40 protein-coding genes are annotated in these 26,408 nt (G+C 63.8%); 37 read left to right on the top strand and 3 right to left on the bottom strand.

What is annotated here, in order from left to right:
• The 29 genes from tuf to rplQ all read left to right on the top strand — a co-directional run.
• On the top strand, nt 1-128 hold a 128-nt coding region (gene tuf / locus HUJ28_07900; protein MBD3619380.1), incomplete at its 5' end, for an elongation factor Tu.
• Nucleotides 129-133: 5 nt separating this feature from the next.
• Nucleotides 134-451: a 30S ribosomal protein S10 gene (gene rpsJ / locus HUJ28_07895; GenBank protein MBD3619379.1), complete on the top strand. Its 318-nt coding sequence runs from the start codon at nt 134-136 to the stop codon at nt 449-451.
• A 133-nt stretch (nt 452-584) separates the two neighbouring features.
• Nucleotides 585-1,229 carry a 50S ribosomal protein L3 gene (gene rplC / locus HUJ28_07890; GenBank protein MBD3619378.1) on the top strand — a complete coding sequence of 215 codons (645 nt, stop codon included), beginning with the start codon at nt 585-587 and terminating at the stop codon, nt 1,227-1,229.
• Nucleotides 1,230-1,234: 5 nt separating this feature from the next.
• Complete coding sequence (rplD, locus tag HUJ28_07885) at nt 1,235-1,840, top strand: 50S ribosomal protein L4 (protein MBD3619377.1); 606 nt, start codon at nt 1,235-1,237, stop codon at nt 1,838-1,840.
• Complete coding sequence (rplW, locus tag HUJ28_07880; protein MBD3619376.1) at nt 1,837-2,133, top strand: 50S ribosomal protein L23; 297 nt, start codon at nt 1,837-1,839, stop codon at nt 2,131-2,133. The genes rplD and rplW overlap by 4 nt, the downstream gene beginning before the upstream one ends.
• A 17-nt stretch (nt 2,134-2,150) precedes the next feature.
• Complete coding sequence (rplB, locus tag HUJ28_07875) at nt 2,151-2,978, top strand: 50S ribosomal protein L2 (protein MBD3619375.1); 828 nt, start codon at nt 2,151-2,153, stop codon at nt 2,976-2,978.
• 16 nt (nt 2,979-2,994) lie between these two features.
• Complete coding sequence (gene rpsS, locus HUJ28_07870) at nt 2,995-3,267, top strand: 30S ribosomal protein S19 (protein ID MBD3619374.1); 273 nt, start codon at nt 2,995-2,997, stop codon at nt 3,265-3,267.
• 12 nt (nt 3,268-3,279) lie between these two features.
• Nucleotides 3,280-3,612: a 50S ribosomal protein L22 gene (gene rplV / locus HUJ28_07865; protein MBD3619373.1), complete on the top strand. Its 333-nt coding sequence runs from the start codon at nt 3,280-3,282 to the stop codon at nt 3,610-3,612.
• A 13-nt stretch (nt 3,613-3,625) separates the two neighbouring features.
• Nucleotides 3,626-4,312, top strand: coding sequence for a 30S ribosomal protein S3 (gene rpsC / locus HUJ28_07860; GenBank protein ID MBD3619372.1), 687 nt, complete (start codon nt 3,626-3,628; stop codon nt 4,310-4,312).
• An 11-nt stretch (nt 4,313-4,323) separates the two neighbouring features.
• Nucleotides 4,324-4,737, top strand: a complete 414-nt coding sequence (gene rplP, locus HUJ28_07855; GenBank protein ID MBD3619371.1) for a 50S ribosomal protein L16 — start codon at nt 4,324-4,326, stop codon at nt 4,735-4,737.
• Nucleotides 4,737-4,931: a 50S ribosomal protein L29 gene (rpmC, locus tag HUJ28_07850; protein MBD3619370.1), complete on the top strand. Its 195-nt coding sequence runs from the start codon at nt 4,737-4,739 to the stop codon at nt 4,929-4,931. Before rplP ends, rpmC begins: the two co-directional genes overlap by 1 nt.
• A gap of 8 nt (nt 4,932-4,939) precedes the next feature.
• Nucleotides 4,940-5,203: a 30S ribosomal protein S17 gene (rpsQ, locus tag HUJ28_07845; protein MBD3619369.1), complete on the top strand. Its 264-nt coding sequence runs from the start codon at nt 4,940-4,942 to the stop codon at nt 5,201-5,203.
• A gap of 35 nt (nt 5,204-5,238) precedes the next feature.
• Nucleotides 5,239-5,607: a 50S ribosomal protein L14 gene (rplN, locus tag HUJ28_07840; GenBank protein MBD3619368.1), complete on the top strand. Its 369-nt coding sequence runs from the start codon at nt 5,239-5,241 to the stop codon at nt 5,605-5,607.
• Between the two features lie 14 nt (nt 5,608-5,621).
• Nucleotides 5,622-5,939 carry a 50S ribosomal protein L24 gene (gene rplX / locus HUJ28_07835; GenBank protein ID MBD3619367.1) on the top strand — a complete coding sequence of 106 codons (318 nt, stop codon included), beginning with the start codon at nt 5,622-5,624 and terminating at the stop codon, nt 5,937-5,939.
• Between the two features lie 12 nt (nt 5,940-5,951).
• Nucleotides 5,952-6,491, top strand: coding sequence for a 50S ribosomal protein L5 (gene rplE / locus HUJ28_07830; protein ID MBD3619366.1), 540 nt, complete (start codon nt 5,952-5,954; stop codon nt 6,489-6,491).
• A 10-nt stretch (nt 6,492-6,501) separates the two neighbouring features.
• Nucleotides 6,502-6,807 carry a 30S ribosomal protein S14 gene (rpsN, locus tag HUJ28_07825; GenBank protein MBD3619365.1) on the top strand — a complete coding sequence of 102 codons (306 nt, stop codon included), beginning with the start codon at nt 6,502-6,504 and terminating at the stop codon, nt 6,805-6,807.
• A 28-nt stretch (nt 6,808-6,835) separates the two neighbouring features.
• Nucleotides 6,836-7,234, top strand: a complete 399-nt coding sequence (gene rpsH, locus HUJ28_07820; GenBank protein ID MBD3619364.1) for a 30S ribosomal protein S8 — start codon at nt 6,836-6,838, stop codon at nt 7,232-7,234.
• 10 nt (nt 7,235-7,244) lie between these two features.
• On the top strand, nt 7,245-7,778 hold the full coding sequence (rplF, locus tag HUJ28_07815; GenBank protein MBD3619363.1) for a 50S ribosomal protein L6: 534 nt from the start codon (nt 7,245-7,247) through the stop codon (nt 7,776-7,778).
• 12 nt (nt 7,779-7,790) lie between these two features.
• Nucleotides 7,791-8,144 carry a 50S ribosomal protein L18 gene (gene rplR / locus HUJ28_07810; GenBank protein ID MBD3619362.1) on the top strand — a complete coding sequence of 118 codons (354 nt, stop codon included), beginning with the start codon at nt 7,791-7,793 and terminating at the stop codon, nt 8,142-8,144.
• Nucleotides 8,145-8,156: 12 nt separating this feature from the next.
• Complete coding sequence (rpsE, locus tag HUJ28_07805; GenBank protein MBD3619361.1) at nt 8,157-8,663, top strand: 30S ribosomal protein S5; 507 nt, start codon at nt 8,157-8,159, stop codon at nt 8,661-8,663.
• A 4-nt stretch (nt 8,664-8,667) separates the two neighbouring features.
• Nucleotides 8,668-8,856: a 50S ribosomal protein L30 gene (gene rpmD, locus HUJ28_07800; protein ID MBD3619360.1), complete on the top strand. Its 189-nt coding sequence runs from the start codon at nt 8,668-8,670 to the stop codon at nt 8,854-8,856.
• A gap of 1 nt (nt 8,857) precedes the next feature.
• The gene (gene rplO / locus HUJ28_07795) at nt 8,858-9,292 is read left to right on the top strand and encodes a 50S ribosomal protein L15 (protein MBD3619359.1); all 435 of its coding nucleotides are present in this window, start codon (nt 8,858-8,860) and stop codon (nt 9,290-9,292) included.
• On the top strand, nt 9,293-10,645 hold the full coding sequence (gene secY / locus HUJ28_07790; GenBank protein MBD3619358.1) for a preprotein translocase subunit SecY: 1,353 nt from the start codon (nt 9,293-9,295) through the stop codon (nt 10,643-10,645). It begins immediately after the preceding gene.
• Between the two features lie 27 nt (nt 10,646-10,672).
• Entirely contained in the window at nt 10,673-10,786 is a 114-nt protein-coding gene (gene rpmJ / locus HUJ28_07785; protein MBD3619357.1) for a 50S ribosomal protein L36, read from the top strand.
• Between the two features lie 71 nt (nt 10,787-10,857).
• Nucleotides 10,858-11,214, top strand: coding sequence for a 30S ribosomal protein S13 (gene rpsM / locus HUJ28_07780; GenBank protein MBD3619356.1), 357 nt, complete (start codon nt 10,858-10,860; stop codon nt 11,212-11,214).
• A gap of 25 nt (nt 11,215-11,239) precedes the next feature.
• Nucleotides 11,240-11,629 carry a 30S ribosomal protein S11 gene (gene rpsK, locus HUJ28_07775; GenBank protein ID MBD3619355.1) on the top strand — a complete coding sequence of 130 codons (390 nt, stop codon included), beginning with the start codon at nt 11,240-11,242 and terminating at the stop codon, nt 11,627-11,629.
• Between the two features lie 18 nt (nt 11,630-11,647).
• Nucleotides 11,648-12,268 (top strand): 30S ribosomal protein S4, encoded by a 621-nt coding sequence (gene rpsD, locus HUJ28_07770; protein ID MBD3619354.1) that lies wholly within the window; start codon nt 11,648-11,650, stop codon nt 12,266-12,268.
• Nucleotides 12,269-12,289: 21 nt separating this feature from the next.
• Nucleotides 12,290-13,282, top strand: coding sequence for a DNA-directed RNA polymerase subunit alpha (gene rpoA / locus HUJ28_07765; protein ID MBD3619353.1), 993 nt, complete (start codon nt 12,290-12,292; stop codon nt 13,280-13,282).
• 41 nt (nt 13,283-13,323) lie between these two features.
• Nucleotides 13,324-13,719 carry a 50S ribosomal protein L17 gene (gene rplQ, locus HUJ28_07760; GenBank protein MBD3619352.1) on the top strand — a complete coding sequence of 132 codons (396 nt, stop codon included), beginning with the start codon at nt 13,324-13,326 and terminating at the stop codon, nt 13,717-13,719.
• Nucleotides 13,720-13,821: 102 nt separating this feature from the next.
• Here the strand turns inward: rplQ and HUJ28_07755 are convergent, their stop codons facing one another.
• Both HUJ28_07755 and uvrA read right to left on the bottom strand, forming a co-directional pair.
• Nucleotides 13,822-14,547: an SAM-dependent chlorinase/fluorinase gene (locus HUJ28_07755; GenBank protein ID MBD3619351.1), complete on the bottom strand. Its 726-nt coding sequence runs from the start codon at nt 14,545-14,547 to the stop codon at nt 13,822-13,824.
• Nucleotides 14,548-14,693: 146 nt separating this feature from the next.
• Entirely contained in the window at nt 14,694-17,555 is a 2,862-nt protein-coding gene (uvrA, locus tag HUJ28_07750; GenBank protein MBD3619350.1) for an excinuclease ABC subunit UvrA, read from the bottom strand.
• 340 nt (nt 17,556-17,895) lie between these two features.
• On the opposite strand from uvrA, the gene HUJ28_07745 reads away from it, so the two are divergent.
• The 8 genes from HUJ28_07745 to lnt all read left to right on the top strand — a co-directional run bounded on the left by HUJ28_07745 (nt 17,896) and on the right by lnt (nt 25,756).
• Nucleotides 17,896-19,191 (top strand): MFS transporter, encoded by a 1,296-nt coding sequence (locus HUJ28_07745; protein ID MBD3619349.1) that lies wholly within the window; start codon nt 17,896-17,898, stop codon nt 19,189-19,191.
• Between the two features lie 45 nt (nt 19,192-19,236).
• On the top strand, nt 19,237-19,710 hold the full coding sequence (gene ssb / locus HUJ28_07740; GenBank protein MBD3619348.1) for a single-stranded DNA-binding protein: 474 nt from the start codon (nt 19,237-19,239) through the stop codon (nt 19,708-19,710).
• A 112-nt stretch (nt 19,711-19,822) separates the two neighbouring features.
• Nucleotides 19,823-21,190: a tRNA (N6-isopentenyl adenosine(37)-C2)-methylthiotransferase MiaB gene (gene miaB, locus HUJ28_07735; GenBank protein MBD3619347.1), complete on the top strand. Its 1,368-nt coding sequence runs from the start codon at nt 19,823-19,825 to the stop codon at nt 21,188-21,190.
• Nucleotides 21,191-21,368: 178 nt separating this feature from the next.
• A complete protein-coding gene (locus HUJ28_07730; GenBank protein ID MBD3619346.1) occupies nt 21,369-22,376 on the top strand; it encodes a PhoH family protein in 1,008 nt (335 codons plus the stop codon).
• The gene (gene ybeY / locus HUJ28_07725) at nt 22,373-22,831 is read left to right on the top strand and encodes an rRNA maturation RNase YbeY (protein ID MBD3619345.1); all 459 of its coding nucleotides are present in this window, start codon (nt 22,373-22,375) and stop codon (nt 22,829-22,831) included. Before HUJ28_07730 ends, ybeY begins: the two co-directional genes overlap by 4 nt.
• Before the next feature lie 107 nt (nt 22,832-22,938).
• Complete coding sequence (locus tag HUJ28_07720; GenBank protein ID MBD3619344.1) at nt 22,939-23,322, top strand: four helix bundle protein; 384 nt, start codon at nt 22,939-22,941, stop codon at nt 23,320-23,322.
• A gap of 46 nt (nt 23,323-23,368) precedes the next feature.
• Nucleotides 23,369-24,241, top strand: coding sequence for a CBS domain-containing protein (locus tag HUJ28_07715; GenBank protein ID MBD3619343.1), 873 nt, complete (start codon nt 23,369-23,371; stop codon nt 24,239-24,241).
• Between the two features lie 6 nt (nt 24,242-24,247).
• Nucleotides 24,248-25,756, top strand: a complete 1,509-nt coding sequence (lnt, locus tag HUJ28_07710; protein MBD3619342.1) for an apolipoprotein N-acyltransferase — start codon at nt 24,248-24,250, stop codon at nt 25,754-25,756.
• Nucleotides 25,757-25,767: 11 nt separating this feature from the next.
• Here the strand turns inward: lnt and HUJ28_07705 are convergent, their stop codons facing one another.
• A complete protein-coding gene (locus tag HUJ28_07705) occupies nt 25,768-26,286 on the bottom strand; it encodes a zinc ribbon-containing protein (GenBank protein MBD3619341.1) in 519 nt (172 codons plus the stop codon).
• Nucleotides 26,287-26,408: the final 122 nt, after the last annotated feature.

The following is a 26,408-nucleotide window of genomic DNA, read 5'->3' as shown; positions in this document are numbered from 1 at the left end:
CGGGCGACAACGTCAAGATGACGGTGTCGCTGATCGCGCCGATCGCGATGGAAGAAGGCCTGCGTTTCGCGATTCGCGAAGGCGGCCGCACCGTCGGCGCCGGCGTCGTGTCCAAGATTATCGAGTAATCAAGATGGCAACGAAGACTCAAACCATTCGCATTCGTCTCAAGGCCTTCGATCATCGCCTGATCGATCGCTCGGCCGCCGAGATCGTCGAGACGGCCAAACGGACCGGTGCCCGCGTCAAGGGCCCGATCCCGCTGCCGACCAAGAAGGAGCGCTACACGGTGCTGATCTCCCCGCACGTCAACAAGGACGCCCGGGACCAGTACGAGATCCGTACCCACAAGCGCCTGATGGATATCGTCGATCCGACGGACAAGACCGTGGACGCCCTGATGAAGCTGGATCTGGCTGCAGGCGTCGACGTGCAAATAAAGCTTAACTAATTATTTTAGTTCTGGCATAATTGCCGGCTCTTTGCGGCCCGGTGTGGGTTTTCCCCGCGCCGGGCCGCGAAATTTAGAGATTTCAGGATTTTGCGCGTCCGGGCCGCCCGGGCGCCTGGAGTGAGGTAGCGTCATGGCAATCGGATTAGTCGGCCGAAAGGTTGGTATGACCCGCGTCTTTACCGAAGACGGCGCGTCCCAGCCGGTGTCGGTGATCGAAGTGGAGCCCAATCGCGTTGCGCAGCTGCGCACCGAGGAGCTCGACGGCTATCGTGCCCTGCAGGTGACGACGGGCAGCAAGAAGGCCTCCCGTATCACCAAGCCGGAAGCGGGTCATTTTGCGAAGGCTGGCGTTGAAGCCGGCCGCGGCCTCTGGGAGTTCCGCCTGGAGGGTGAGGAAGGTGCCGATCTGGCCGTGGGCGCCGAGCTCAAGGTCGATCTGTTCGAGGCCGGCCAGAAGGTTGATGTCACCGGCATCACCAAGGGTAAGGGTTTTGCTGGCGCCATCAAGCGTCACCACTTCCGCGGTCAGGACAATACCCACGGCAACTCGCTGTCGCATCGTGCCCCGGGTTCGATCGGTCAGAACCAGACGCCGGGCCGCGTGTTCAAGGGCAAGAAGATGGCCGGGCACATGGGTGCCGTTCGCAACACCGCGCAGAACCTCGAGGTTGTGCGCGTGGATGCCGAGCGCAACCTGATCCTGGTCAAGGGTGCCATTCCCGGTTCCAAGGGCGGCGACGTGATCGTGCGTCCCGCGGTCAAGACGAAGGGTTGATGGTCATGGAATTGCAGGTTCAAGGCAGTAAGGCCAAGGCCACCGTTTCCGACGAGGTCTTCGGCAAGGAATTCAACGAGACGCTGGTGCACCAAGCGGTCGTGGCCTTCATGGCCGGCGGTCGTGCCGGCACCAAGGCGCAGAAGACCCGTTCCGACGTGAGTGGTGGCGGCGCCAAGCCCTTCCGTCAGAAGGGTACGGGCCGCGCGCGCGCCGGCACCATCCGCAGCCCGCTGTGGCGTTCGGGTGGTACCACCTTCGCCGCCAGGCCGCGTGATTACAGCCAGAAGCTCAACAAGAAGATGTACCGTGCCGCAATGCGCTCCATCTTCTCCGAGCTGGCCCGTCAGGAGCGTCTGGTCGTCGTCGAGAGCTTTGCTGTCGACAGTGCGAAGACCAAGGCCCTGGTGGAAAAACTGGGTGCGCTGTCGCTGGACAACGTGCTGATCGTGCCGGATCAGGCCGATCAGAACATGTACCTGGCTGCGCGTAACCTGCCGCATGTCGACGTCGTCGAGGTTGCCGGGCTGGATCCGGTGAGCCTGATTGGTTTCGAGAAGGTGCTCGTCACCGTCGCGGCGCTCAAGCAGGTCGAGGAGTGGTTGGCATGAATCAGGAGCGTATCTTCCAGGTGCTGGTCGGGCCGCATGTGTCCGAAAAGGCTGCGATGGTTGCCGATGCTGCCCAGCAGCACGTCTTCAAGGTGGCCACCGACGCGAACAAGCTGGAAATCAAGCACGCCGTCGAGAAGCTCTTCAATGTGAAGGTCACGGCCGTGCGTGTTGTGAACATGAAGGGCAAGAACAAGCGCTTCGGTCAGATGCAGGGTCGTCGCAAGGACTGGAAAAAGGCCTACGTGACGCTGGCGGAAGGCCAGGACATCGACTTCACCGGCGCAGAATAAGGAACGGGTAGAGAATCATGGCTATCGTCAAGGCAAAACCGACTTCCGCGGGCCGCCGTCACGTCGTCAGCGTCAAGGGGCAGGGCCTGCACAAGGGTGCCCCGCATCGTGCGCTGCTCGAAAAGAAGAGCAAGTCCGGTGGTCGCAACAACTACGGCCGTATCACCACGCGTCATGTGGGTGGTGGTCACAAGCAGCACTACCGTGTCGTCGACTTCAAGCGCGACAAGGACGGTATTCCTGCCAAGGTCGAGCGCCTGGAATACGATCCGAACCGTAGCGCCCATCTCGCGTTGCTGCTGTACGCGGACGGTGAACGCCGGTATATTATCGCGCCCCGTGGCGTCGAAGCGGGTGACAAGCTGCAGTCCGGCGTGGATGCGTCCATCAAAGCGGGCAATGCCTTGCCGCTGCGCAACATCCCGGTGGGTACCGTGGTGCACTGCATCGAGATGAAGCCGCAGAAGGGCGCCCAGCTGGCGCGTTCCGCTGGCACCTCGGCGCAGCTGGTCGCACGTGAAGGCGCCTACGCCACCCTGCGCCTGCGTTCGGGCGAGATGCGGAAGGTTCCGGTCGAGTGCCGTGCCACCGTGGGTGAGGTCGGTAATTCCGAACACAATCTGCGCAAGCTCGGCAAGGCCGGTGCGAAGCGCTGGCGCGGCGTGCGCCCGACGGTTCGTGGTGTGGCCATGAACCCGGTCGACCATCCGCACGGTGGTGGTGAAGGCCGTACCTCCGGCGGCCGTCATCCGGTCAGCCCCTGGGGTATGCCGACCAAGGGTCACAAGACGCGTTCCAACAAGCGCACGGACAAGATGATCGTCCGTCGTCGCAACAAGAAGTAAGTGAGAGGATAGCCAAGTGCCGCGTTCACTCAGAAAGGGCCCGTTTGTCGATCTGCATCTGATGCAGAAGGTGCAGAAGGCCATTGAAAGCAATGACAAGCGTCCGATCAAGACCTGGTCGCGCCGCTCGATGATTCTGCCGGAGATGGTGGGTCTGACGATCGCCGTTCACAACGGCCGTCAGCACGTGCCGGTTCTGGTCAGCGAAAACATGGTAGGCCACAAGCTCGGTGAGTTTGCTGCCACGCGTACCTACAAGGGCCACGTGGCCGATAAAAAGGCCAAGTAAAGAGGTTTGACGATGGAAGTTTCAGCTCGTCTGAAGTTTGCGCGGATCTCTCCGCAGAAGTGCCGACTGGTTGCCGACCAGGTGCGTGGGATGCCGGTTGATCGTGCGCTCCAGGTTCTGGCGTTCAGCCCCAAGAAGGCGGCGCGCATTGTGAAGAAAGTGCTCGAATCGGCGATTGCCAATGCCGAGCACAATGAAGGCGCCGACATCGATGAGCTGAAGGTTGCCAAGATTTACGTCGACGAGGGTCCGACGATGAAGCGTATCCAGGCTCGCGCCAAGGGCCGTGCGAACCGGATCCTGAAACGCACCAGCCACATTACTGTGGCGGTTGGCGAGAAGTGACAAGGGGTTCGTAATGGGACAGAAAGTACATCCGACTGGTTTTCGCCTGGGCGTCGCGACTGACTGGACTTCCAAGTGGTATGCCGAAGGCAAGGACTACGCCGATTTCCTCTACCAGGATCTCGATATTCGCGAGTTCCTGAAGAAAAAGCTGGCGCAGGCCTCCGTGAGCCGCATTCAGATCGAGCGTCCGGCGCGCGCCTGCTTCATCACCATTCACACTGCCCGTCCGGGTATCGTGATTGGCAAGAAGGGCGAGGATATCGAGAATCTGCGTCGTGAAGTTGCTGCGCGTCTTGGTCTTGATCTGAACAACGTGAAGATCAATATCGAGGAGATCCGCAAGCCCGAGGTCGACGCGCAGCTGGTGGCCGAGAGCATTGCCAATCAGCTCGAGCGTCGCATCATGTTCCGCCGCGCCATGAAGCGCGCTGTCGGTAACGCGATGCGCCTGGGTGCCCTGGGCGTGAAGGTGAGTGTCTCGGGTCGACTGAATGGCGCTGAGATTGCCCGTACCGAATGGTACCGCGAAGGCCGTGTGCCGCTGCACACCCTGCGCGCCGATATCGATTACGGTTTTGCCGAGGCGAACACCACCTACGGCATCATCGGTGTGAAGGTCTGGGTCTTCAAGGGTGAGGTGTTCGATCTCGAAGCGAAGACCGAAACCGGCAAAGACAAGAAGACTGCTGCAAACTAAGGGGTTGAACCATGCTGCAGCCTAAGAGAACGAAATTTCGCAAGCAGATGAAGGGCCGCAACCGTGGCCTGGCCCAGGTTGGCAACAAGGTCAGCTTTGGTGAGTACGGTCTGAAGGCGGTTGAGCGCGGTCGTATCACGGCGCGTCAGATCGAGGCGGCCCGTCGTGCGATGACCCGTCACATCAAGCGTGGTGGCAAGATCTGGATCCGTGTGTTCCCGGACAAGCCGATCAGCACCAAGCCGCTGGAAGTGCGTATGGGTAAGGGTAAGGGCAACGTCGAATACTGGGTCGCCCAGATTCAGCCCGGCCGTATGCTTTATGAAATGGAAGGTGTCTCCGAAGATGTGGCACGTGAGGCCTTCCGGCTGGCGGCTGCCAAGCTGCCGCTGAAAACTGTGGTTGTCACTCGGACGGTGATGTGATGAAAGCGACCGAACTTCGTGAAAAGAGCGTCGACGAGCTCCAGGGTGAGCTGCTGAGCAAGCTCGAGGACCAGTTCAAGCTGCGCATGCAGAAGGCCGTTGGCCAGGTGCAGTCGCCCAGCCAGATCAAGAGCGTGCGTCGCGATATCGCGCGCATCAAGACGGTCCTGAACGAAAAGAAACGTAACGGGTGATGGCTGTCATGAGTGAAGAAACCAAACTTGAGCGCACCGTCACCGGGCGCGTTGTGTCCGACAAGATGGACAAGACGATCACCGTGCTCGTAGAGCGCCGTGTTCGCCATCCGCTGTATGGCAAGTATGTGCGTCGCTCCACCAAGCTGCATGCGCATGATGCCAACAACGAGTGCAAGACCGGTGATACGGTCATGGTCCGCGAGTGTCGCCCGATGTCCAAAACCAAGACCTGGTCTCTGGTTAAGGTCGTCGAGCGCGCGAGCGAGTAACAGGTTAAAAACGAACAGACAAGCGGAACAGCGCCATGATTCAGATGCAGACCGTTTTGGATGTGGCCGACAACAGTGGTGCGCGCAGAATTCAGTGCATCAAAGTGTTGGGTGGCTCGCATCGCCGCTACGCCGGTATCGGCGACATTATCAAGGTGAGCGTCAAGGACGCGATCCCGCGCGGCAAGGTGAAGAAGGGTGAAGTGTACAATGCGGTCGTGGTTCGCACCGCCAAGGGCGTGCGTCGCCCTGATGGTTCGCTGATCCGTTTTGACGGCAATGCTGCCGTGCTGCTCAACAACAAGCTTGAGCCGATCGGCACCCGTATCTTCGGCCCGGTGACGCGTGAACTGCGTACCGAGCGTTTCATGAAGATCATTTCTCTTGCGCCTGAAGTGCTGTAAGGCGGGGGTGAAAAATGAACAGAATTCGTAAAGGTGACGAAGTAGTCGTGATCGCGGGCAAGGACAAGGGCCGTCGTGGCACCGTCCAGCGTGTGATGGATAACGACAAGATCGTCGTGCAGGGCATCAACATGGTCAAGAAACACCAGAAGCCGAATCCGGCTCAGGGTGTTTCCGGTGGCATTATCGAAAAGGAAATGCCCCTGAATGTGTCCAATGTGATGCTGTACAACCCGGCCACCGGCAAGGGTGACCGCGTTGGATTCAAGATTCTGGAGGACGGCCGCAAGGTCCGTTACTTCAAGTCCAACGAAGAAGTAGTGGACGCATAAAGGTAAACGGCAATGGCACGACTCAAAGATTATTATCGTGATACCGTGGTGGCCCAGCTCATGGAGCGTTTTGGCTATAAGAGCGTCATGGAAGTGCCGCGTATCACCAAGATCACGCTCAACATGGGTCTGGGCGAGGCTGTCGCTGACAAGAAGATCATCGACAATGCCGTCGGCGACATGATCAAGATTTCCGGTCAGAAGCCTGTCGTGACCCTGGCGCGGAAGTCCGTCGCTGGCTTCAAGATCCGTGACGGTTGGCCGATCGGCTGCAAGGTGACCCTGCGCCGTGAGCGTATGTACGAATTCCTGGATCGGTTGATCAATATCTCGATCCCGCGTATCCGTGATTTCCGTGGACTGAATGGCAAGTCCTTCGATGGCCGTGGCAACTACAGCATGGGCGTGAAGGAGCAGATCATCTTCCCGGAAATCGATTACGACAAGATCGACGCGCTGCGTGGCATGGATATCACCGTGACCACCACCGCGAAGACGGATGAGGAAGCCCGCGCCCTGCTGCAGGCTTTCAACTTCCCGTTCAAGAACTGAGGTTAGGCGAATGGCAAAGACTTCCATGTTGCAGCGCGAACTCAAGCGCACCAAGACGGTAGCCAAGTACGCCGCCAAGCGTGCTGAGCTGAAGGCAATCATCAAGGATCCGAGCGTTGACTTCGAGCAGCGTATGGAGGCCGTCGCCAAGCTGCAGAAGCTGCCGCGTGATGCGAGCCCGTCCCGTCAGCGCAATCGCTGCAACCTGACTGGCCGTCCGCACGGCTACTATCGCAAGTTCGGTCTTGGCCGTAACAAGCTCCGCGAAGCCGCCATGCGCGGCGATGTGCCGGGCCTGGTCAAGTCCAGCTGGTAATCATTCTTAACTAGAGGATATCGATACAATGAGTATGTCTGATCCGGTCGCCGACATGCTGACCCGCATCCGCAATGGTCAGCAGGCCGGCAAGGTCCAGGTTTCCATGCCCGCTTCCTCCCTCAAGGCCGCCATTGCGCAGGTCATGAAGGACGAAGGCTATATTGCCGACTTCAAGGTCGAGGAGCAGGAAGGCAACAAGCGCAGCCTCGTGGTTTCGCTCAAGTACTACGATGGCAAGCCGGTTATCGCCAAGCTCAAGCGCGTGAGTCGCCCGGGCCTGCGTGTGTTCCGTGGCAAGGACGAAATCCCGACCGTGCTTGGCGGGCTGGGTGTCGCCATTGTCTCCACGTCCAAAGGTGTCATGAGCGATCGCGCTGCCCGTGAAGCGGGCCATGGCGGCGAAGTGCTCTGCACGGTCGAGTAAGGGGTGAGCGATGTCACGCGTAGCTAAGAAACCGATTGAACTGCCGTCCGGCGTCGATGTGAACGTCAACGGCCAGGTGCTGTCGATCAAGGGTCCCAAGGGCCAGTTCGAGTACCGCATCCACGACGACGTGGAAGTGCAGAAGGACGACAAGGTCCTCAACTTCGCGCCCCGTGGTGGCAACGATGCATTTTATGCCATGGCCGGTACCATGCGTGCCGTGGTGAACAACATGGTTACTGGCGTTAGCCAGGGCTTCGAGCGCAAGCTCGAGCTGGTCGGCGTGGGTTATCGTGCCCAGGCCCAGGGCAAGGTGCTTAACCTGGCGCTGGGTTATTCGCACCCGATCAACTACGAGGTGCCGGAAGGGATCACCGTCGAAACCCCGAGCCAGACCGAAGTCGTCGTCAAGGGCGCCGACAAGCAGGTGGTGGGTCAGGTGGCCGCCGAAATCCGTGGTTTCCGTCCGCCGGAGCCTTACAAGGGTAAGGGTGTCAAATACGCGGGTGAGCAGATCATCCGTAAGGAAGCCAAGAAGAAGTAAGGGTCTGAAGCGATGGATAAGAAAGCTACTCGTTTGCGCCGCGCCCGCAAGGCCCGTGCCAAGATTCGTGAGCTGGGTCAGCACCGTCTGTGCGTGTTCCGGACCCCGCGTCACATTTACGCCCAGGTGATCGCACCTAATGGCTCCGAGGTCGTGGCCGCCGCATCCACCGTCGAGGCGGATGTGAAGAAGGGCCTGAAGGCGACCGGCAACTGCGATGCTGCCACGACAGTGGGCAAGCTGATTGCTGAGCGTGCCAAGGCCAAGGGCGTATCGGCAGTGGCCTTTGACCGGTCCGGGTTCAAGTACCACGGCCGTCTGAAGGCTCTGGCTGATGCTGCCCGCGAAAGCGGCCTGGAATTCTAAAGGGTTAGACCAATGGCAAATTTCGATAATTCGTCCAATACCGACGGCCTGCAGGAAAAGCTGGTCGCCGTCAATCGAGTCGCCAAGGTGGTCAAGGGTGGCCGCCAGTTCGGTTTCACCGCCCTGGCTGTGGTCGGCGATGGGAATGGCAAGGTCGGCTTCGGTTATGGCAAGGCGCGTGAAGTGCCGGTGGCCATCCAGAAGGCGATGGAGAAGGCGCGCAAGAACATGTGCACCGTCTCCCTGAAGGAAGGCACGCTGCAGTTCCCGATGACCCACCGCCATGGTGCGGCCAAGGTCTTCATGCAGCCGGCCTCCGAAGGTACCGGTATCATCGCCGGTGGCGCCATGCGTGCCGTGTTCGAGGTTGCCGGGGTGCGCAACGTGCTGGCCAAGTGCATCGGCTCGCGCAACCCGATGAACGTGGTGCGTGCCACCATCGGTGGCCTGGCCGCCATGGCGTCGCCGGAAAGCATTGCCGCCAAGCGCGGCAAGAAAGTCGAAGAGATTACGGGTTAAGGTCATGGCGAACGCGAACAAGGTCAAGGTTACCCTGGTCCGCAGTCTGAATGGTCGTCTGAAGAACCATCAGGCCTGCGCGCGCGGTCTGGGTCTGCGCCGCATGCACCACACGGTGGAAGTGCTGGACACCCCGGAAAACCGCGGAATGATCAACAAGATCTCGTACATGCTGAAGATTGAGGAAGCCTAAGATGCGCCTGAATACCATCAAGGCTGCTCCGGGCAGCCGCCCCAACGGCAAGCGCCCGGGTCGTGGCATCGGCTCCGGCCTCGGCAAGACCGGTGGCCGTGGCCACAAGGGTCAGAAGTCGCGTTCCGGCGGTTTCCACAAGGTCGGTTTCGAAGGCGGCCAGATGCCGCTGCAGCGCCGCCTGCCGAAGATCGGCTTCACCTCGCGTGCCGCCGCCACCCGTGCGGAAGTGCGCCTGAACGAGCTGGCCAAGGTGGAAGCGGACGTGATCGATCTGGCGGCCCGGAAGGCGGCCCATATCGTCCCGGCGCAGACCGAGAAGGCCAAGGTGATCGTCTCCGGCAGCCTGGAAAAGGCCGTTACGGTCAAGGGCCTGGGCGTCACCAAGGGTGCACGCGCGGCCATCGAGGCGGCCGGCGGTAAGGTCGAGGACTAAGTGGCAGCCAAGGGTGCGAACGCCGCGGCCCTCGGTGGGCTGGGCAAGGTGAAGGAGCTTCGTCAGCGACTCGTGTTCGTGCTGCTGGCGCTGATCGTCTACCGTATCGGCACCTTCGTGCCGATCCCGGGGATCGAACCGACGGCCCTGGCCGATTTCTTCAGCCAGAACAGCGGCACCTTCCTGGACCTGGCCAACATGTTCAGTGGCGGGGCGCTGGAGCGTTTCTCCGTGTTCGCGCTGGGCATCATGCCGTATATCTCGGCGGCGATCGTCATGCAGCTCATGACGCACGTGGTGCCCTCGCTGGAGCAGCTGCGCAAGGAAGGCGAGCGCGGCAAGCGCAAGATTACGCAGTACACGCGCTACGGCACCGTGGTGCTGGCCCTGTTCCAGGCGATCGGTATCTCCTTCGCCCTGGACGGGCAGGGTGTGGACCTGGGGCATGCCGATGGTCAGACGAACCTGGCGTTCGTCTTCACCACGACGATCACACTGGTGACCGGCACCCTGTTCCTGATGTGGGTGGGTGAGCAGATCACCGAGCGCGGGGTGGGCAACGGTATCTCGCTGATCATCTTCGCGGGTATCGTGGCCGGCCTTCCGGCGGCCTTTGCGGGCACGCTGGAGCTGGCCAGCACCGGGCAGCTGTCGATCCCGGTGGTGTTGCTACTGGTGGCGATGGCCCTGGCAGTGACGGCCTTCGTGGTGTTCGCCGAGCGCGGTCAGCGTCGCATCACGGTGAACTACGCCAAGCGCCAGCAGGGCCGCAAGCTGTACGCGGCCCAGTCGAGCCACCTGCCGCTGAAGCTGAACATGGCCGGGGTGATTCCGCCGATCTTCGCGTCGAGCATCATCCTGTTCCCGGCGACGCTGGGCAGCTGGTTCGGCCGCACCGAGGGCATGGGCTGGATGGCGAACATCGCCAATGCCCTAGCGCCCGGTCAGCCGGTGTATGTCGCGGCCTATGCGGCGGCGATCGTGTTTTTCTGCTTCTTCTACACGGCCATTGTCTTCAATGCCCGTGAAACGGCAGACAATCTGAAGAAGTCCGGGGCCTTTATCCCGGGGATTCGTCCGGGCGAGCAGACCGCCCGTTACATCGATGGTGTGATGTCGCGCCTGACCACGGTGGGTGCGATCTACATCACCCTGGTGTGTCTGCTGCCGGAATTCCTGATTCTGGCCTGGAACGTGCCGTTCTACTTCGGCGGTACGTCCCTGCTGATTATTGTTGTGGTGGTCATGGATTTCATGGCCCAGGTTCAGGCCCATCTGATGTCCCATCAGTATGAAGGCCTGATGAAAAAAGCGAATCTGAAAGGTTATGGCAAGACCGGCCTGTTGCGGTAATGCCGAGTAAGCATCGAGGATAGAACGATGAAAGTACGTGCTTCCGTCAAGAAGATCTGCCGTAATTGCAAGGTGGTGCGCCGTAACGGTGTGGTTCGCGTGATCTGCAAGGACCCGCGCCACAAGCAGCGTCAGGGTTAACTTGGTTGAATTAGGGCGAAAAGGCGGCTAGAATTGCCGGCTTTTCCGCCGTTTCGTGGAGAGATTTTCGAATGGCTCGTATTGCAGGTATCAACATCCCTGTGCAGAAGCATACCGTCATCGCCCTGCAGGCGATCTATGGTATCGGCAGCACGCGTGCACAGGCTATCTGTGCCGCCACCGGCATCGATCCCACCGTCAAGGTCAAGGACCTGAGCGACGGCGAGGTCGAGCAGCTGCGTGAGGAAGTCGCCAAGTACACGGTCGAAGGTGACCTGCGCCGCGACATCTCCATGAACATCAAGCGTCTCATGGACCTCGGTTGCTATCGCGGTCTGCGCCACCGTCGTGGCCTGCCCGTGCGCGGCCAGCGTACCAAGACCAACGCGCGTACCCGCAAGGGCCCGCGTCGTCCGATTCGTAAGTAATTGTACTGACAGGATTTAGAGGCTTATGGCTAAGGCCCCGACTCGCACGCGCAAGAAGGTCAAAAAGGTCGTCACCGACGGCATTGCGCACATTCACGCAAGCTTCAACAACACGATCATCACGATCACGGACCGCCAGGGTAACGCCCTGTCCTGGGCCACCTCGGGTGGTTCGGGCTTCCGTGGCTCGCGCAAGAGCACGCCGTTCGCAGCCCAGGTGGCCGCGGAGCGTGCCGGCACTGCCGCCCAGGACTACGGTCTGAAGAACCTGGAAGTGCGCGTGAAGGGCCCGGGTCCGGGTCGTGAATCGGCGGTCCGCGCGCTGAACAACTGCGGTTACAAGATCCAGAGCATCACTGACGTGACGCCGATCCCGCACAACGGCTGCCGTCCGCCGAAAAAGCGCCGCGTCTAAGGTTGGGAGAGATTCAAGATGGCTAGGTATATTGGTCCCAAGTGTAAGCTGAGTCGTCGTGAGGGTACGGATCTCTTCCTGAAGAGCCGCGCCCGCTCGTTCGAGTCCAAGTGCAAGGCTGAAAAGGCCCCCGGTCAGCACGGCGATCGCCGTACGCGTCTGTCCGACTATGGCCTGCAGCTGCGTGAAAAGCAGAAGCTGCGCCGTATCTACGGTGTGCTGGAAAAGCAGTTCCGCAACTACTTCAAGGCGGCCGCCCAGATCAAGGGCTCCACCGGTGAGAACCTGCTGAAGCTGCTGGAGTGCCGTCTCGACAACGTCGTGTACCGCATGGGCTTCGGCGCCACCCGTTCCGAGGCGCGTCAGCTGGTCAGCCACAAGGCGATCATGGTGAATGGACAGTCGGTGAACATCCCGTCCTACCAGGTCAAGGCCGGCGACACCGTTTCCGTGCGCGAAAAGTCCAAAAAGCAGGTCCGCATCCAGGATTCCCTGGCCCTGGCCGAGCAGTTTGGCTTCCCCGAGTGGGTGGAAGTCGACACCAAGAAGATGGAAGGTGTCTTCAAGTCCGTACCCGAGCGCTCCGACCTGCCTGCCGAGATCAACGAATCTCTGGTGGTCGAGCTGTACTCCAAGTAATCACGGATCAAGAGGTTTTCGATGCTGGCCAAAGATCTTCTCAAGCCGCGCAACATCGTTGTTCAGGCTGAAAACGAGCGTAACGCCAAGGTCATTCTCGAGCCGCTGGAGCGCGGTTTCGGGCATACCCTGGGTAACGCCCTGCGCCGCATCCTCCTGTCTTCCATCCCCGGTTGTGCCGTGGTCGAAGCGGAGATCGAGGGCGTGCTCCACGAGTACACCTCGATCGAGGGTGTGCAGGAAGACGTGGTCGACATCCTGCTGAACCTCAAGGGCCTAGCCGTGCGCATGCACAGTCGTGACGAGGCCACTGTGACCCTGAAGAAGAAGGGCCCGGGCGTGGTGACCGCCGCCGACATCGTCGGCGACCATGACGTCGAGATCGTCAATCCGGATCATGTCATCGCCCACCTGACCAAGGCCGGCGAGCTGAACATGACCCTGAAGATCGCCAAGGGGCGTGGTTACGTGCCGGCAGCCAGCCGTCGCACCGCCGAGAGCGAGGACCGCCCGATCGGCCACCTGCTGCTGGATGCCAGCTTCAGCCCGATCTACCGCGTCGCCTACAAGGTGGAAGCGGCCCGCGTGGAGCAGCGCACCGACCTCGACAAGCTTGTGATCGAGCTCGAGACCGACGGCACCGTGGACCCGGAAGAGGCCATTCGCATGGCCGCGACCATCCTCCAGCAGCAGCTGGCGGTGTTCGTCCACCTGCAGGGCACCGAGGCGGCCGAGCCTGAGTCCAAGGAATCCGAGATTGACCCGATCCTGCTGCGTCCGGTCGACGACCTGGAGCTGACGGTGCGTTCGGCCAACTGCCTCAAGGCCGAGAACATCTACTACATCGGTGACCTGATCCAGCGCACCGAGGTCGAGCTGCTGAAGACCCCGAACCTGGGCAAGAAGTCGCTCACCGAAATCAAGGACGTGCTGGCCTCGCACGGTCTGTCCCTGGGCATGCGCCTGGAGAACTGGCCGCCGGCAAGTCTGAAGGACGAAAAGCAGGCCTCCTGAGCGAGTCCTGGTCTTAACCGCACGATTTAGGAAACACAGCCATGCGTCACCGCAATTCGGGTAGAAAACTGAACCGCAACAGCAGCCATCGCAAGGCGACGTTGCAGGCACTGACCAACGCGCTGCTGCGCCACGAGGCCATCAAGACCACGCTGCCGAAGGCCAAGGAGCTGCGCCGCGTGGCCGAGCCCCTCATCACCATGGCCAAGGAAGACAGCGTCCACAAGCGCCGCGTCGCCTTCTCGCGCCTGCGTGACAAGGAAGTGGTGGGCAAGTTGTTCGCCGAGCTGGGTCCGCGTTACGAGTCGCGTCCGGGTGGCTATCTGCGCATCCTCAAGTGCGGCTTCCGCGCCGGCGACAACGCCCCGATGGCCTACGTCGAACTGGTCGACCGTCCCGAGCCGCAGGCCGGTGGCGAGGCCGAAGCAGGCGAATAAGCCCTGTTCACCAACAAAAAAGCCGGGCGTTGCCCGGCTTTTTTGTGCCCGCCGTGTCGGTTAGGCTCTTCGCCTCACGCCTCACGCCTCACGCCTCACGCCTCACGCCTCACGCCCAACCGGCATCCCGATTGCCAGTCCCAGTCGCGCCGCAGCACTCCCGTGGTTCACCGCGATCTCCACCAGCCCCCGCGAATTGACGTACCAGAAGGCCTCCCCGGTAGCGGCCTCGCCGAATGTGCGGCGATAGGAGAGGCGTTCGCCGCCTGCCGTCATCAGGGCATGCCTTTCCACCTGATCGCCGCGCAGGCCCGTCATGGCGTTGCCGTAGGCATCGAGATAGATGATCTCGGCGAGCCCCTCGTCGACGCTCTGCGGAGGGGCAGGGCAGGGAGCGCCCCAGGACGTCGGCGCCTCACCCGCGGCGATGCGCGCGCCCACCGGAGCGAACAGGTCGCGTCCGTGGAAGCTCGCCGAGAGCTGCGCCGGCCGCCAGGTGATCTCCCACCAGGCTGCCTCGGCCGACCTGGCCGCGACCACGTCCAGCAGGCCATTGTCCGGCCCAACGAACCAGCGTCCCTCCGCCTGCAGCGCCAGCGGCCGGCGCGCCGTGCCCACCCCGGGGTCCACCACGCAGACGAACACCTCGCCGGGCCGTGATTCTCCTGCGCAGGCCGCCAGCAGGTGCGCGGCTGCCCGTGGCCGGAACATCGGCGCGTCATGCAGCAGGTCGATGACGGTCAGCCCCGGCACCTCACGCAGGATGGCGGCATGGAGCTGCCCGACATAGGGACCCTGCGGGCCGAAATCGGTGAAGAGATGGAGCATGGGGCGTGGTCCGTCGTCTGCGAGAGTTTTTGCCATGGTGCCCCCGGAGCGTAGTCGTGTCCGGCGTTAGGCGTGAAGGTCTGTGCGCCACACAGCGGTCACAGAGGACAGAGCCAAACCGGTTTGGCGCGCCAGGCGCGCCCCTGTCACGCCTGGCGTTTCCCGCCCCTCTTCGCCCCTTTCTTCACCCCCAGATACGGTGCCAGGAAGCGGCCCGTGTAGGAGCCCTCGATCTGCGCGATGTCCTCCGGGGTACCGGTGCCGATGATCTGGCCACCGCCGTCGCCGCCTTCGGGGCCGAGGTCGATGATCCAGTCGGCGGTCTTGATCACGTCGAGGTTGTGTTCGATGACCACGATGGTGTTGCCGTGGTCCCGCAGGCGGTTGAGCACGCGCAGCAGCTGTTCCACGTCGTGGAAGTGCAGGCCGGTGGTGGGCTCGTCCAGGATATAGAGGGTCTTGCCGGTGTCGCGCTTGGAGAGCTCGCGGGCGAGCTTCACGCGCTGGGCCTCGCCGCCGGACAGCGTGGTGGCGTTCTGGCCCAGCGTGATGTAGCTGAGGCCAACGTCCATCAGGGTCTGGAGCTTGCGCCGCACCACGGGCACGGCCTCGAAGAAGCCCACGGCCTCCTCGACGGTCATTTCCAGCACCTCGTGGATGTTCCTGCCCTTGTAGCGGATGTCCAGGGTCTCGCGGTTGTAGCGCTGGCCGTGGCAGATGTCGCAGGGCACGTAGATGTCGGGCAGGAAGTGCATCTCCACCTTGATCACGCCGTCGCCCTGGCAGGCCTCACAGCGCCCGCCCTTGACGTTGAAGCTGAAGCGCCCGGGCTGGTAGCCGCGCGAGCGCGCCTCCGGGGTCTGCACGAACAGCTCGCGGATGGGCGTGAACAGCCCGGTGTAGGTCGCCGGGTTGGAGCGCGGGGTGCGGCCGATGGGACTCTGGTCGATGTCCACCACCTTGTCGAACTGCTCCAGGCCGTCGATGCCCTCGCAGAACGCCGGCTCCTCGCCGGCCTTGTTGATCGCCCTGGCCGCGTAGCGGTACAGGGTGTCGTTGACCAGGGTGGACTTGCCGGAGCCCGACACGCCGGTCACGCAGGTCATGAGACCCACCGGGATGTCCACGTCCACCTGCTTGAGGTTGTTGCTGGCCGCGCCGCGGATGGTGATCACCCGCTTCGGGTCCATGGGGGTGCGCTCGGCCGGCACCACGATGGCACGCTGGCCGGACAGGTACTGGCCGGTGAGCGAGTCCTTGTTGGCCACGATCTCGGCCGGGGTGCCCTGGGCGACCACCCGGCCACCGTGCTCGCCGGCGCCCGGGCCGATGTCCACCACGTGGTCGGCGGTGCGGATGGCATCCTCGTCGTGTTCCACCACGATGACGGTGTTGCCGAGGTCGCGCAGGCGCGTGAGCGTGGCCAGCAGGCGGTCGTTGTCGCGCTGGTGCAGGCCGATCGAGGGCTCGTCGAGGATGTACATCACCCCCACCAGGCCGGCACCGATCTGGCTGGCCAGGCGGATGCGCTGGGCCTCGCCGCCCGAGAGCGTCTCGGCGCTGCGGCTCAGGGTGAGGTAATCCAGCCCCACGTTCACCAGGAAGCCCAGGCGCTCGTTGATCTCCTTGAGGATCTTCTCGGCGATCTGGCCCTGCTTGCCGGTGAGCTCCAGGCCCTCGAAGAAGGCCAGCACCTTGCCGATGGCCATGGCCGTGATGTCCGGCAGGGCCTTGTCGGCGATGAACACGTGGCGGGCCTGCACGTTCAGGCGCGTGCCGTTGCAGCTCGGGCAGGGGCGCACGGAGAGATACTTGGCCAGCTCCTCGCGCACGGCGCTGGAGTCCGTCTCGCGGTAGCGGCGCTCCATGTTGTTCAGGATCCCCTCGAAGGGGTGGGTGCGCCTGCTCACCTGGCCGCGGTTGCCCATGTAGGAGAACTCGATCTCCTCGTCGCCGCTGCCGAAGAGGATGACCTGGCGCACGTCCTCATCGAGCTCCTCGAAGGGGGTCTCGATGTCGAAGCCGTAGTGGGTGGCCAGCGAAGAGATCATCTGGAAGTAATAGGCGTTGCGCCGGTCCCAGCCGCGCACTGCGCCGCCGGCCAGGCTCACCTCGGGGCGGGCCACCACCCGCTCGGGATCGAAGAACTGCTTGATGCCCAGGCCGTCGCAGCTCGGGCAGGCGCCCACCGGGTTGTTGAAGGAGAACAGCCGCGGTTCCAGCTCGGCCAGCGAGTAGCCGCACACCGGGCAGGCGAACTTGGCCGAGAACACCAGCTCCTCGCGCTCCGGTTCGTCCATGAAGGCCACGCGGGCGATGCCGTCGGCCAGGCGCAGGGCGGTCTCGAAGGACTCGGCCAGGCGCAGCTTGAGGTCATCGCGCACCTTGATGCGGTCCACCACCACCTCGATGCTGTGCTTGCGCCGCAGATCCATGGCCGGGGCCTGGTCCAGCTCGTACACCGTGCCGTCGATGCGGGCGCGGATGAAGCCCTGGGCGCGAAGCTCCTCGAGCACCTGCAGGTGCTCGCCCTTGCGGTTCTGCACCACCGGGGCCAGCAGCATCAGCTTGGTGCCCTCGGGCAGGGCCAGCACCTGGTCGACCATCTGGCTGACGGTCTGGGCCTCCAGGGCGATGGCGTGATCCGGGCAGCGCGGCACGCCGGCGCGGGCGTAGAGCAGGCGCAGGTAATCGTAGATCTCGGTGATCGTCCCCACCGTCGAGCGCGGGTTGTGCGAGGTGGTCTTCTGCTCGATGGATATCGCCGGCGAGAGCCCCTCGATGTGGTCGATGTCCGGCTTCTCCATCATGGAGAGGAACTGGCGGGCGTAGGCCGACAGCGACTCCACGTAGCGGCGCTGGCCCTCGGCGAAGATGGTGTCGAAGGCCAGCGACGACTTGCCCGAGCCCGACAGGCCGGTGATCACGATCAGTTTGTCGCGCGGCAGGTCGAGGTCGACGTTCTTGAGATTGTGCGTTCGCGCACCGCGAATACGTATGAAATCCATGGGCTTACCGAATCCAGTGGCTCGTAGGCGGAGCTGTTGTGCCAGTCAAATCCCCCGGCTCGGGGGGCGGCCGGCGAAACAGCCCAGTGTACTACACAAACGCCACGGGATTGATCCGCACCGGCAGGATTCCCGTCGCCACGGGAAAGACGGGGGAGTGGGGCGTTCATCGGGCGCCTCACGTCCCCGATACCATGCTGCGGGGGGAATCTTGTTAAGATACGCCTCCCGCGATCTCCCCAGGCAGAAAGGAAAGGCTTTGAAGTCCGGTTATTCCGACCAGATGACCCCGCGCGAGAGGCGTGCCGCGTTCTCGCTGGGCAGCGTGTATGCCGTGCGCATGCTCGGCCTGTTCATGATCCTGCCGGTGTTCGCCCTCTACGCCGAGGACCTGGCCGGCGTCACGCCCTTCCTGGTGGGCATGGCGCTGGGCGTCTACGGCTTCACCCAGGCCGCCTTCCAGCTGCCGCTGGGCATGCTCTCCGACCGCCTGGGCCGCAAGCCGGTGATCATCGGGGGGCTGGTCGTCTTCACCCTGGGCAGCGTGCTGGCCGCCACCGCCGATTCCATCCACGGCGTCATCCTCGGCCGCGCCCTGCAGGGCGCCGGGGCCGTGGCGGCCGCCCTGATGGCCCTGGCCGCGGACCTCACCCGGGAGGAGCACCGCGCCAAGGCCATGGCCGTCATCGGCATGAGCATCGGCATTGCCTTCGCCGTGGCCATGATCGGCGGCCCGGTGCTGGATCGCTGGATCGGCGTGCCCGGCATCTTCTGGATCACCGCCGCGCTGGCCGTGATTGCCATCGGCATCATCGCCTTCGTCGTGCCGCGTCCGGCCGCCGTGCGTTTTCACCGCGACGCCCAGACCGAGCCCGCCAGCCTCGGCAGCGTGCTGCGTGACGGCCAGCTGCTGCGCCTGGACCTGGGTATCTTCGTCCTGCACATGAGCATGATGGCCAACTTCATCGTCATCCCGCCGCTGCTGGTCGGGGCCGGCCTGCCGGGCGCCCAGCACTGGCTCATCTACCTGCCGGTGCTGGTCATCGCCTTCCTGGCCATGATCCCGTTCATCATCGTGGCCGAAAAGCACCGGCGCATGAAGCCCGTGTTCCTGGGCGCCATCGCCCTGCTGGGCTTGGCCCAGCTCGCCTACCTGCTGGTCGACGGCCTGACCGGGCTCGCCGTGGCCCTGTTCCTGTATTTCTGGGCCTTCATCGTGCTCGAGGCCTCGTTGCCCTCGCTGGTGGCCAAGTTCGCCCCGCCGGACCGCAAGGGCACCGCCATGGGCGTGTACTCCACCGCGCAGTTCCTCGGCATCTTCGTCGGCGGTGCGGTGGGCGGGGCCCTGGCCGGCCGTTTTGGCGCCGACGGCGTGTTCTGGTTCACCAGCCTGAGCGTGGCGGCCTGGCTGCTGGTGGCGGCCACCATGCGTCACCCGCGGTATCTCTCCAGCTACCTGCTCAACGTCGGCCCCATGGATGCCGCCCGGGCCCGCGATCTCGTGCGACGCCTCACCGCCGTGCGGGGCGTGGCCGAGGCCGTCATCGCCCACGAAGAGGGCGTGGCCTACCTCAAGGTCGAGCGCCACGCACTGGACGAACAGGGTTTGCGTGAATTCTCGGCTAGCCCTGCGTAGAATTGGCCGATCAGCATCAACGCATCTCAAGAAGAGGGGAGACACATGGCACGCGGAGTAAACAAGGTCATCCTGGTCGGCAACCTGGGTAACGACCCCGAAGTGAAGTACATGCCCAGCGGCGGCGCCGTTACCAATATCTCCCTGGCCACCACCGACCAGTGGAAGGACAAGAACACCGGCGAGCGCCAGGAACGCACCGAGTGGCACCGCGTGGTCTTCTTCAACCGCCTGGCCGAGATCGCCGGCGAATACCTGCGCAAGGGCTCCCAGGTCTACGTCGAAGGCAGCCTGCGCACCCGCAAGTGGCAGGGCCAGGACGGCCAGGACCGCTACACCACCGAGATCGTCGCCTCCGAGATGCAGATGCTCGGTGGCGGTGCCGGCGGTGGGCGTGGTGGCGACGCCCCCTACGACTCCGCGCCCCAGGGCCGCGGCAGCCAGTCGTCCGCCCCGTCCCAGGCCCCGAGCCAGCCTGCGCCCTCGATGGACGACTTCGACGACGACATCCCGTTCTAGGCCTTCATGCGTCGGCGGCAGGGCCTGATCTGCCGCCTCGATGAGACGGCAGCCGCGATGGGCGCTGGCTGCCGTTCTGTCGTCTTCTTCTCCCGCCTTGTATAATTCCGCGATGGCAAAGAAAGTCTTCATCCAGACCCACGGCTGTCAGATGAACGAGTACGATTCGGCGAAGATGCTGGACGTGCTGAATGCGTCTGAGGGCATGGAGCTCGCGCAGTCCGCCGAGGAGGCGGACGTGCTGCTGCTGAATACCTGCTCCATCCGGGAAAAGGCCCAGGAGAAGGTATTCTCCCTGCTCGGCAAGTGGAAGGCGCTGAAGGACGGCAAACCCGACCTGGTGATCGGCGTGGGCGGCTGCGTGGCGAGCCAGGAGGGCGAGGCCCTGCGGGAGCGGGCGCCCTGTGTGGACGTGGTCTTCGGGCCGCAGACCCTGCACCGCCTGCCGGAGATGATCGAGGGCGTGCGCCGTTTCCACATGCCCATCGTCGATATCTCCTTCCCGGAGATCGAGAAGTTCGACAACCTGCCGGAACCGCGCGCCGAGGGTCCGACGGCCTTCGTCTCGGTGATGGAGGGCTGCTCGAAGTACTGCACCTTCTGCGTGGTGCCCTATACCCGTGGCGAGGAGATCAGCCGGCCGTTCGACGACGTCATCGCCGAGGTGGTGCAGCTCGCGGCCCAGGGCGTGCGCGAGGTGAACCTGCTTGGCCAGAACGTGAACGCCTACCGCGGGCGCATGCACGATGGCGAGATCGCCGACCTCGCCCTGCTGATCCATTACGTGGCGGCCATCGACGGCATCGACCGCATCCGCTTCACCACCTCCCATCCGGTGGAGTTCTCCGATTCCCTGATCCAGGCCTTCGCCGAGGTGCCGCAGCTCGTCAGCCACCTGCACCTGCCGGTGCAGAGCGGCTCGGACCGCATCCTCGCGGCCATGAAGCGCGGCCACACGGCCCTGGAGTACAAGCAGAAGATCCGTCGCCTGCGCGAGGCGCGGCCCGGGATCAGCCTGTCGTCGGACTTCATCGTCGGCTTCCCGGGCGAGACCGACGCCGATTTCGAGGCCACGATGAAGCTCATCGAGGACATCGGCTTCGACACCTCCTTCAGCTTCATCTACAGCCGCCGTCCCGGCACGCCGGCCTCGTCCCTGCCGGACGACGTGCCGCTGGAGGCGAAGAAGGCCCGCCTGGCGCGCCTGCAGGCCCGCATCCTGGAGATGGCCGAGGCCATCAGCCAGTCCATGGTCGGCACGGTGCAGTCCGTGCTGGTCGAGCGTCCCTCGCGCAAGGACCCGAGGCAGCTCGCCGGGCGCACCGAGAACAACCGCGTGGTCAATTTCGACGGCCACGAACGCCTGATCGGCCGTTTCGTCGACGTGCGCATCACCGAGGCCCTGCCGAACTCCCTGCGGGGCGAGGTGGTGGCGGTCGAGGATGTCGAGACCGGCGAGCGCGTGGCGGTGAGCGCTTGAATTTCCTGGATATATCCCCATCTGTGACCCGTAGGAGCGCCGCAGGGCGCGATTGTCTGGACCGGCCCCGCGAGGCGTAATCGTGCCTCGTACCCAGAGGGCAGAAACAGCGCTCCTACGGGAATCATCACGTATACTCGACCCATCACTCTGATATTTCCTGCAGGTAACCCGCTCCTTGGCTCAGATCCAGACCGAAACCGTTCTCGACGACCACCCGAGTTCCGTGGCCGTGACCCTCGAACCCGCCGACAATGCGCGCCTGGCCAATCTCTGCGGCCAGTTCGACGAGCATCTGCGCCAGCTGGAGCGCCGGCTGGGGGTGGAGATCAACAATCGCGCGAACCACTTCAACATCATCGGCGAACACCGCCCGGCCCAGGCGGCGGGCGAACTGTTGCGCGACCTGTACCGCGCGACCCGCGAGGAGCAGCTCACCCCCGAGAGTGTGCACCTGTGGCTGCAGGAATCCGGCGTGGAGCAGCTGCTGGAGCAGCGGGCCGAGGCGAAGGAAGACTTCACCCTGCGCATCAAGCGCGGCAACATCCGCGCGCGCGGGCCGAGCCAGGCACGCTATCTCAAGTCCATCCAGTCGCACGACCTGGTGTTCGGTGTGGGCCCGGCCGGTACCGGCAAGACCTACCTGGCCGTGGCCGCCGCCGTGGAGGCCCTGGAGAGCGACATGGTGCGCCGCCTGGTGCTGGTGCGTCCGGCGGTGGAGGCCGGCGAGCGCCTGGGCTTCCTGCCTGGGGACCTGGCGCAGAAGATCGACCCCTACCTGCGGCCCATGTACGACGCGCTGTATGAGATGCTGGGCTTCGAGAAGGTGGCCAAGCTCATCGAGCGCAACATCATTGAGGTCGCACCGCTGGCCTACATGCGCGGACGCACGCTGAACGACGCCTTCATCCTGCTGGACGAGGCGCAGAACACCACCGTGGAGCAGATGAAGATGTTCCTCACCCGCATCGGCTTCGGCTCCACGGCCGTGGTCACGGGCGACGTGACCCAGGTGGATCTGCCGCGCAACCAGAAGTCCGGCCTGCGCCACGTGATCGAGGTGCTGAAGGACGTGGACGGCGTGAGCTTCAGCTTCTTCACCGCCCACGACGTGGTTCGACACCCGCTGGTGCAGCGCATCGTGCAGGCCTACGACCGCGCGGAGCAGGGCGAAGGCCAGGCATGAACCGGCTCGCCGTGGAGGTGCAGGACGCCGCTGCCGGCACACGCCCGGCCGATGCCGATCTCGCCCGCTGGGCCGAGGCCGCCTGGCGCGGCGAGGGCGAGGCCGAGGTGGTCATCCGCCTGGTCGAGGCCGACGAGAGCCAGACGCTCAACCGTGACTACCGCGGCAAGGACCGGCCCACCAACGTGCTCTCCTTCCCTTTCGAGGCCCCGCCGGGCCTGCCTGCCGAGGACCTCGGCGGCTACCTGGGCGATCTCGTCATCTGCACCCCGGTGGTGCAGGCCGAGGCCCGCGAACAGGGCAAGAGCGAGGCAGGCCACTGGGCGCACATGGTGGTGCACGGCCTGCTGCACCTGCAGGGCTACGACCACATCGACGAGGTCGAGGCCGAGGTGATGGAGACGATTGAAAAGGAAATTCTGGCTGGTTTAGGCTTTGCCGATCCTTATGCGTAAAGACCGTACGCCGTCAGTGGTCCGTTGTCAGTTGTTACACTCCCGGTCCCTGAGGTCTGGTATGGCTCGAGACGGGTGGTGAGAGACATTCGACCAGGGAGGGTTGTATGCAGAAGCCGAATTTTCAGAAATTGCATGTTTATGCACTCGCCGAGACCCTGGCCGATGCCGTGTGGGAGGTCGTCTCCAGATGGCAGCCGTTCCCCCGGGACACGGTCGGGAAACAGCTCGTCAGGGCAGCTGACAGCATTGGTGCGAATATTGCTGAAGGTAATGCACGCGGGTCATATCAGGATAACCGGCGGTTCGTACGGATCGCGCGTGGGTCTCTGACGGAAGTCCAGCACTGGCTTCGCCGCGCATATACGCGCGGTCTGCTGTCGGACGAGGATATCGACCGACTCAGGGTCACGCTGGATGAATTTAGCCCAAGGCTGAATGCCTATCTAAAATCGATCGGAAAGTCGTCGGGCCATGCACCACGGGCCTGAGTTTTTACAACGGACCACTGACAACGGACAACGGACAGCATTTCAAATGAAAGAAGACCGACCTAGTACCTCTTCCTCCCAGTCGCGCTGGCTGGATCGCCTGAGCCAGGTGCTGCTGGGGGAGCCCCGGGATCGTGAGCAGTTGATCGAACTGCTACGCGGGGCGCAGCAGCGGGAACTGCTGGACATGGACGCGCTCGCCATGATCGAGGGCGTGCTGCAGGTCTCGGAGATGCAGGTACGGGACATCATGATCCCGCGTTCGCAGATGGTGGTGGTGGAGCACGATGCGCGGGTGGCGGAGATGCTGCCGGTGATCATCGACTCGGCCCATTCGCGGTTCCCCGTGGTGGGCGACAGTCGCGATGACGTGGAGGGCATCCTGCTGGCCAAGGACCTGCTGCGCTTCTACGCGGCGGAGCAGCGCGAGGAGGACTTCGACATCCAGGACTACCTGCGTCCGGCGGTCTTCATCCCCGAGAGCAAGCGTCTCAATGTGCTGCTCAACGAGTTCCGCAACAGCCACAACCACATGGCCATCGTGGTGGACGAGTACGGCGGCGTGTCGGGCCTGGTGACCATCGAGGACGTGCTCGAGCAGATCGTCGGCGAGATCGACGACGAGCATGACATCGTCGACGATGGCCACGACATCCTGCGTCACACCGACAACCGCTATACGGTCAAGGCGCTGACGCCGATCGACGAATTCAACGAATACTTCGGCACCGAGTACAGCGACGAGGAGTTCGACACCATCGGCGGCCTGCTGATGAACCGCTTCGGCCACGTGCCCAAGCGCGGCGAGGAGATCACGGTCGACCGCTTCGACTTCAAGGTGCTGCGCGCCGACAATCGCCGCATCCATCTGCTGCAGCTCAGCCTGCGGGCCAACGGCGGCGACGAGCCCGAGGCCTGATCCCGCATGAACTGGCTGCAGTGGCTCGCGGCCCGGCCGCGACTGGGTGACCTGCTCGCGCTCGTGGCCGGTGCCCTGCTGCCGCTGGCCTTCGCCCCCTTCGAATGGCGGCTGCTGTCCATCCTCTCGCCCGCGCTGCTGTTCCTGCTCTGGCTGCAGGTCTCCCCGCGACGTGCCTTCTGGCGCGGCTACCTGTTCGGCCTGGGACAGTTCGGGGTGGGCGTGTCCTGGGTGTACAACAGCATCCATCTCTTCGGTAATGCGGTGGCGCCGCTGGCCGGGCTGTTCACCGCGCTGTTCATCGCCGTGCTGGCACTTTATCCCGCGATCATCGGCCGCCTGCTGGCGGGCCTTGGCCGCCGTTTCAGGTTGGGTACGCCGGCCCTGCTGATGGCACTGCCCTTCGGCTGGGTGCTCCACGAGTGGGTGCGCGGCTGGCTCTTCACCGGCTTTCCCTGGCTGTTGCTCGGCCATCCGCAGGTCGATTCCTGGCTGATGGGCTATGCGCCGGTGCTCGGTGCCTATGGCGCGAGCCTGGTGGCGGCGCTGCTGGCCGCGGGGCTGGTCGGTCTGCTGGTGCTGTCCGGTCGGCGACGCTGGGTGGCCGGTGGTGGCGTCGTGGCCCTGGTCCTGGGCGGGCTGTTGCTGACGGCGCTGCCCTGGACGCGACCGGTGGGCGAGACGCTGAGCGTGAGCATCGTTCAGCCGTCCATCGCGCAGGAGGACAAGTGGCGGCGCGAGCAGTTCCAGCCGACCCTCGCGCTCTACGAGAAGCTGACCCGCGCGCACTTCGGCCGTGACGTGATCGTGTGGCCGGAGTCGGCCATCCCCGCCACCCTCGGGCAGGTGGCCGAGGACTACCTGCTGCCGCTGGCCGCCGATGCCCATGCCCAGGGGACGGCGCTGGTCACCGGGATCTTCGTGCGGGACCCGCAGGACGGTACCTACTACAACAGCCTGGTCGCCCTGGACGGCGAGCTCGACGTCTACCACAAGCGCCACCTCGTCCCCTTCGGCGAGTACACGCCGCTGCGCGGACTGCTGGGCTGGCTGGACCGCTTCGTCGTCATTCCCATGTCCGACCTGGGTACCGGCAGCGGCCGGCCGCTGCTGCAGGTCAACGGCCACCCCGTCGGCGCCTCGATCTGCTACGAGGACGCCTTCGGCGAGGAAGTGATCGAGGCCCTGCCCGAAGCGGCCTATCTCATCAACGTCAGCAACGACGCCTGGTTCGGTGACAGCCTCGCCCCCTGGCAACACCTGGAACTCGCACGCATGCGTGCCCTGGAGAGCGGGCGCTGGATGGTGCGTGCCACCAACACGGGGGTGTCCGCCATCATCGACGCCAGGGGGCGGCTGGTCGCCGTCTCCCCCCAGTTCGAGCGGCATGTGCTCAATGCCGAGGTGCAGCCCTACGAGGGCATGACGCCTTATGCCCGCTGGGGGAACTGGCCGGTGGTGGTGATGGCGGCCCTGGTGCTGGGGCTGCTGGCCGCCCTGCGGTGGAGGTTGTAAGGTGGACCGCCTTAGGGCCTCTTGCGGGTGAAGGTGGTGGCGTGGCACTTGGGGCAGGGCGGGACGTGGCCGGCCTTCTTGAAGTGCAGTTCCTCGCCGCATTCGCTGCAGGTCAGGGTGCCGGGGCCGGTGATCTCGCCGGTCTGGTAGATGTTGGCGACCTGGGCGCGGGCGGCGATCTCGGCGAGTTCGACGCGGGTACGGTCGGCCACGGAGGTGATGAGGTCGAGCAGGTTGGCCTCGATCAGTTCCAGGTCCATGTGGAACCAGGTGCCGATGTCCTCGCCACTCTCGTGCAGGTAGGCGCCGATCTCGGCAAGGTCGCGCCGGATGTACTCGGCGATCTCCTCAGCCTCCTCGCGGGTGGTCTCCCCGAGCTCGATGCTCTTCTCGCGCGCCGCCTCCAGGGCATGCTCGATGCGCGGTCGGGCCTTTTCCTCCGCCTCTTCGATGGAGTGCTTCACCCGCTCCATCATCCGGTGATAGAGATCGAGGCGGTGCTCTTCGTGCGGCTTCTGGCTTTCGGTCATCGCAAACGCTCCTGTCTGGTGGTTGCTTATAGCATAAAGGCTTCGCCGGACCTTGCCCATTGATCCGGATCAGGCGCGGACCGCGAGTTGTGGCGGGCTCGCGGGCGCTGGTATGCTTCCAT

The sequence above is a fragment of the Chromatiales bacterium genome (genome assembly GCA_014762505.1).
Lineage (GTDB): Bacteria > Pseudomonadota > Gammaproteobacteria > SpSt-1174 > SpSt-1174 > SpSt-1174.
The sequence above is the reverse complement of the archived record's forward strand: the minus strand, read 5'-3'. Positions and strand labels throughout refer to the sequence as shown.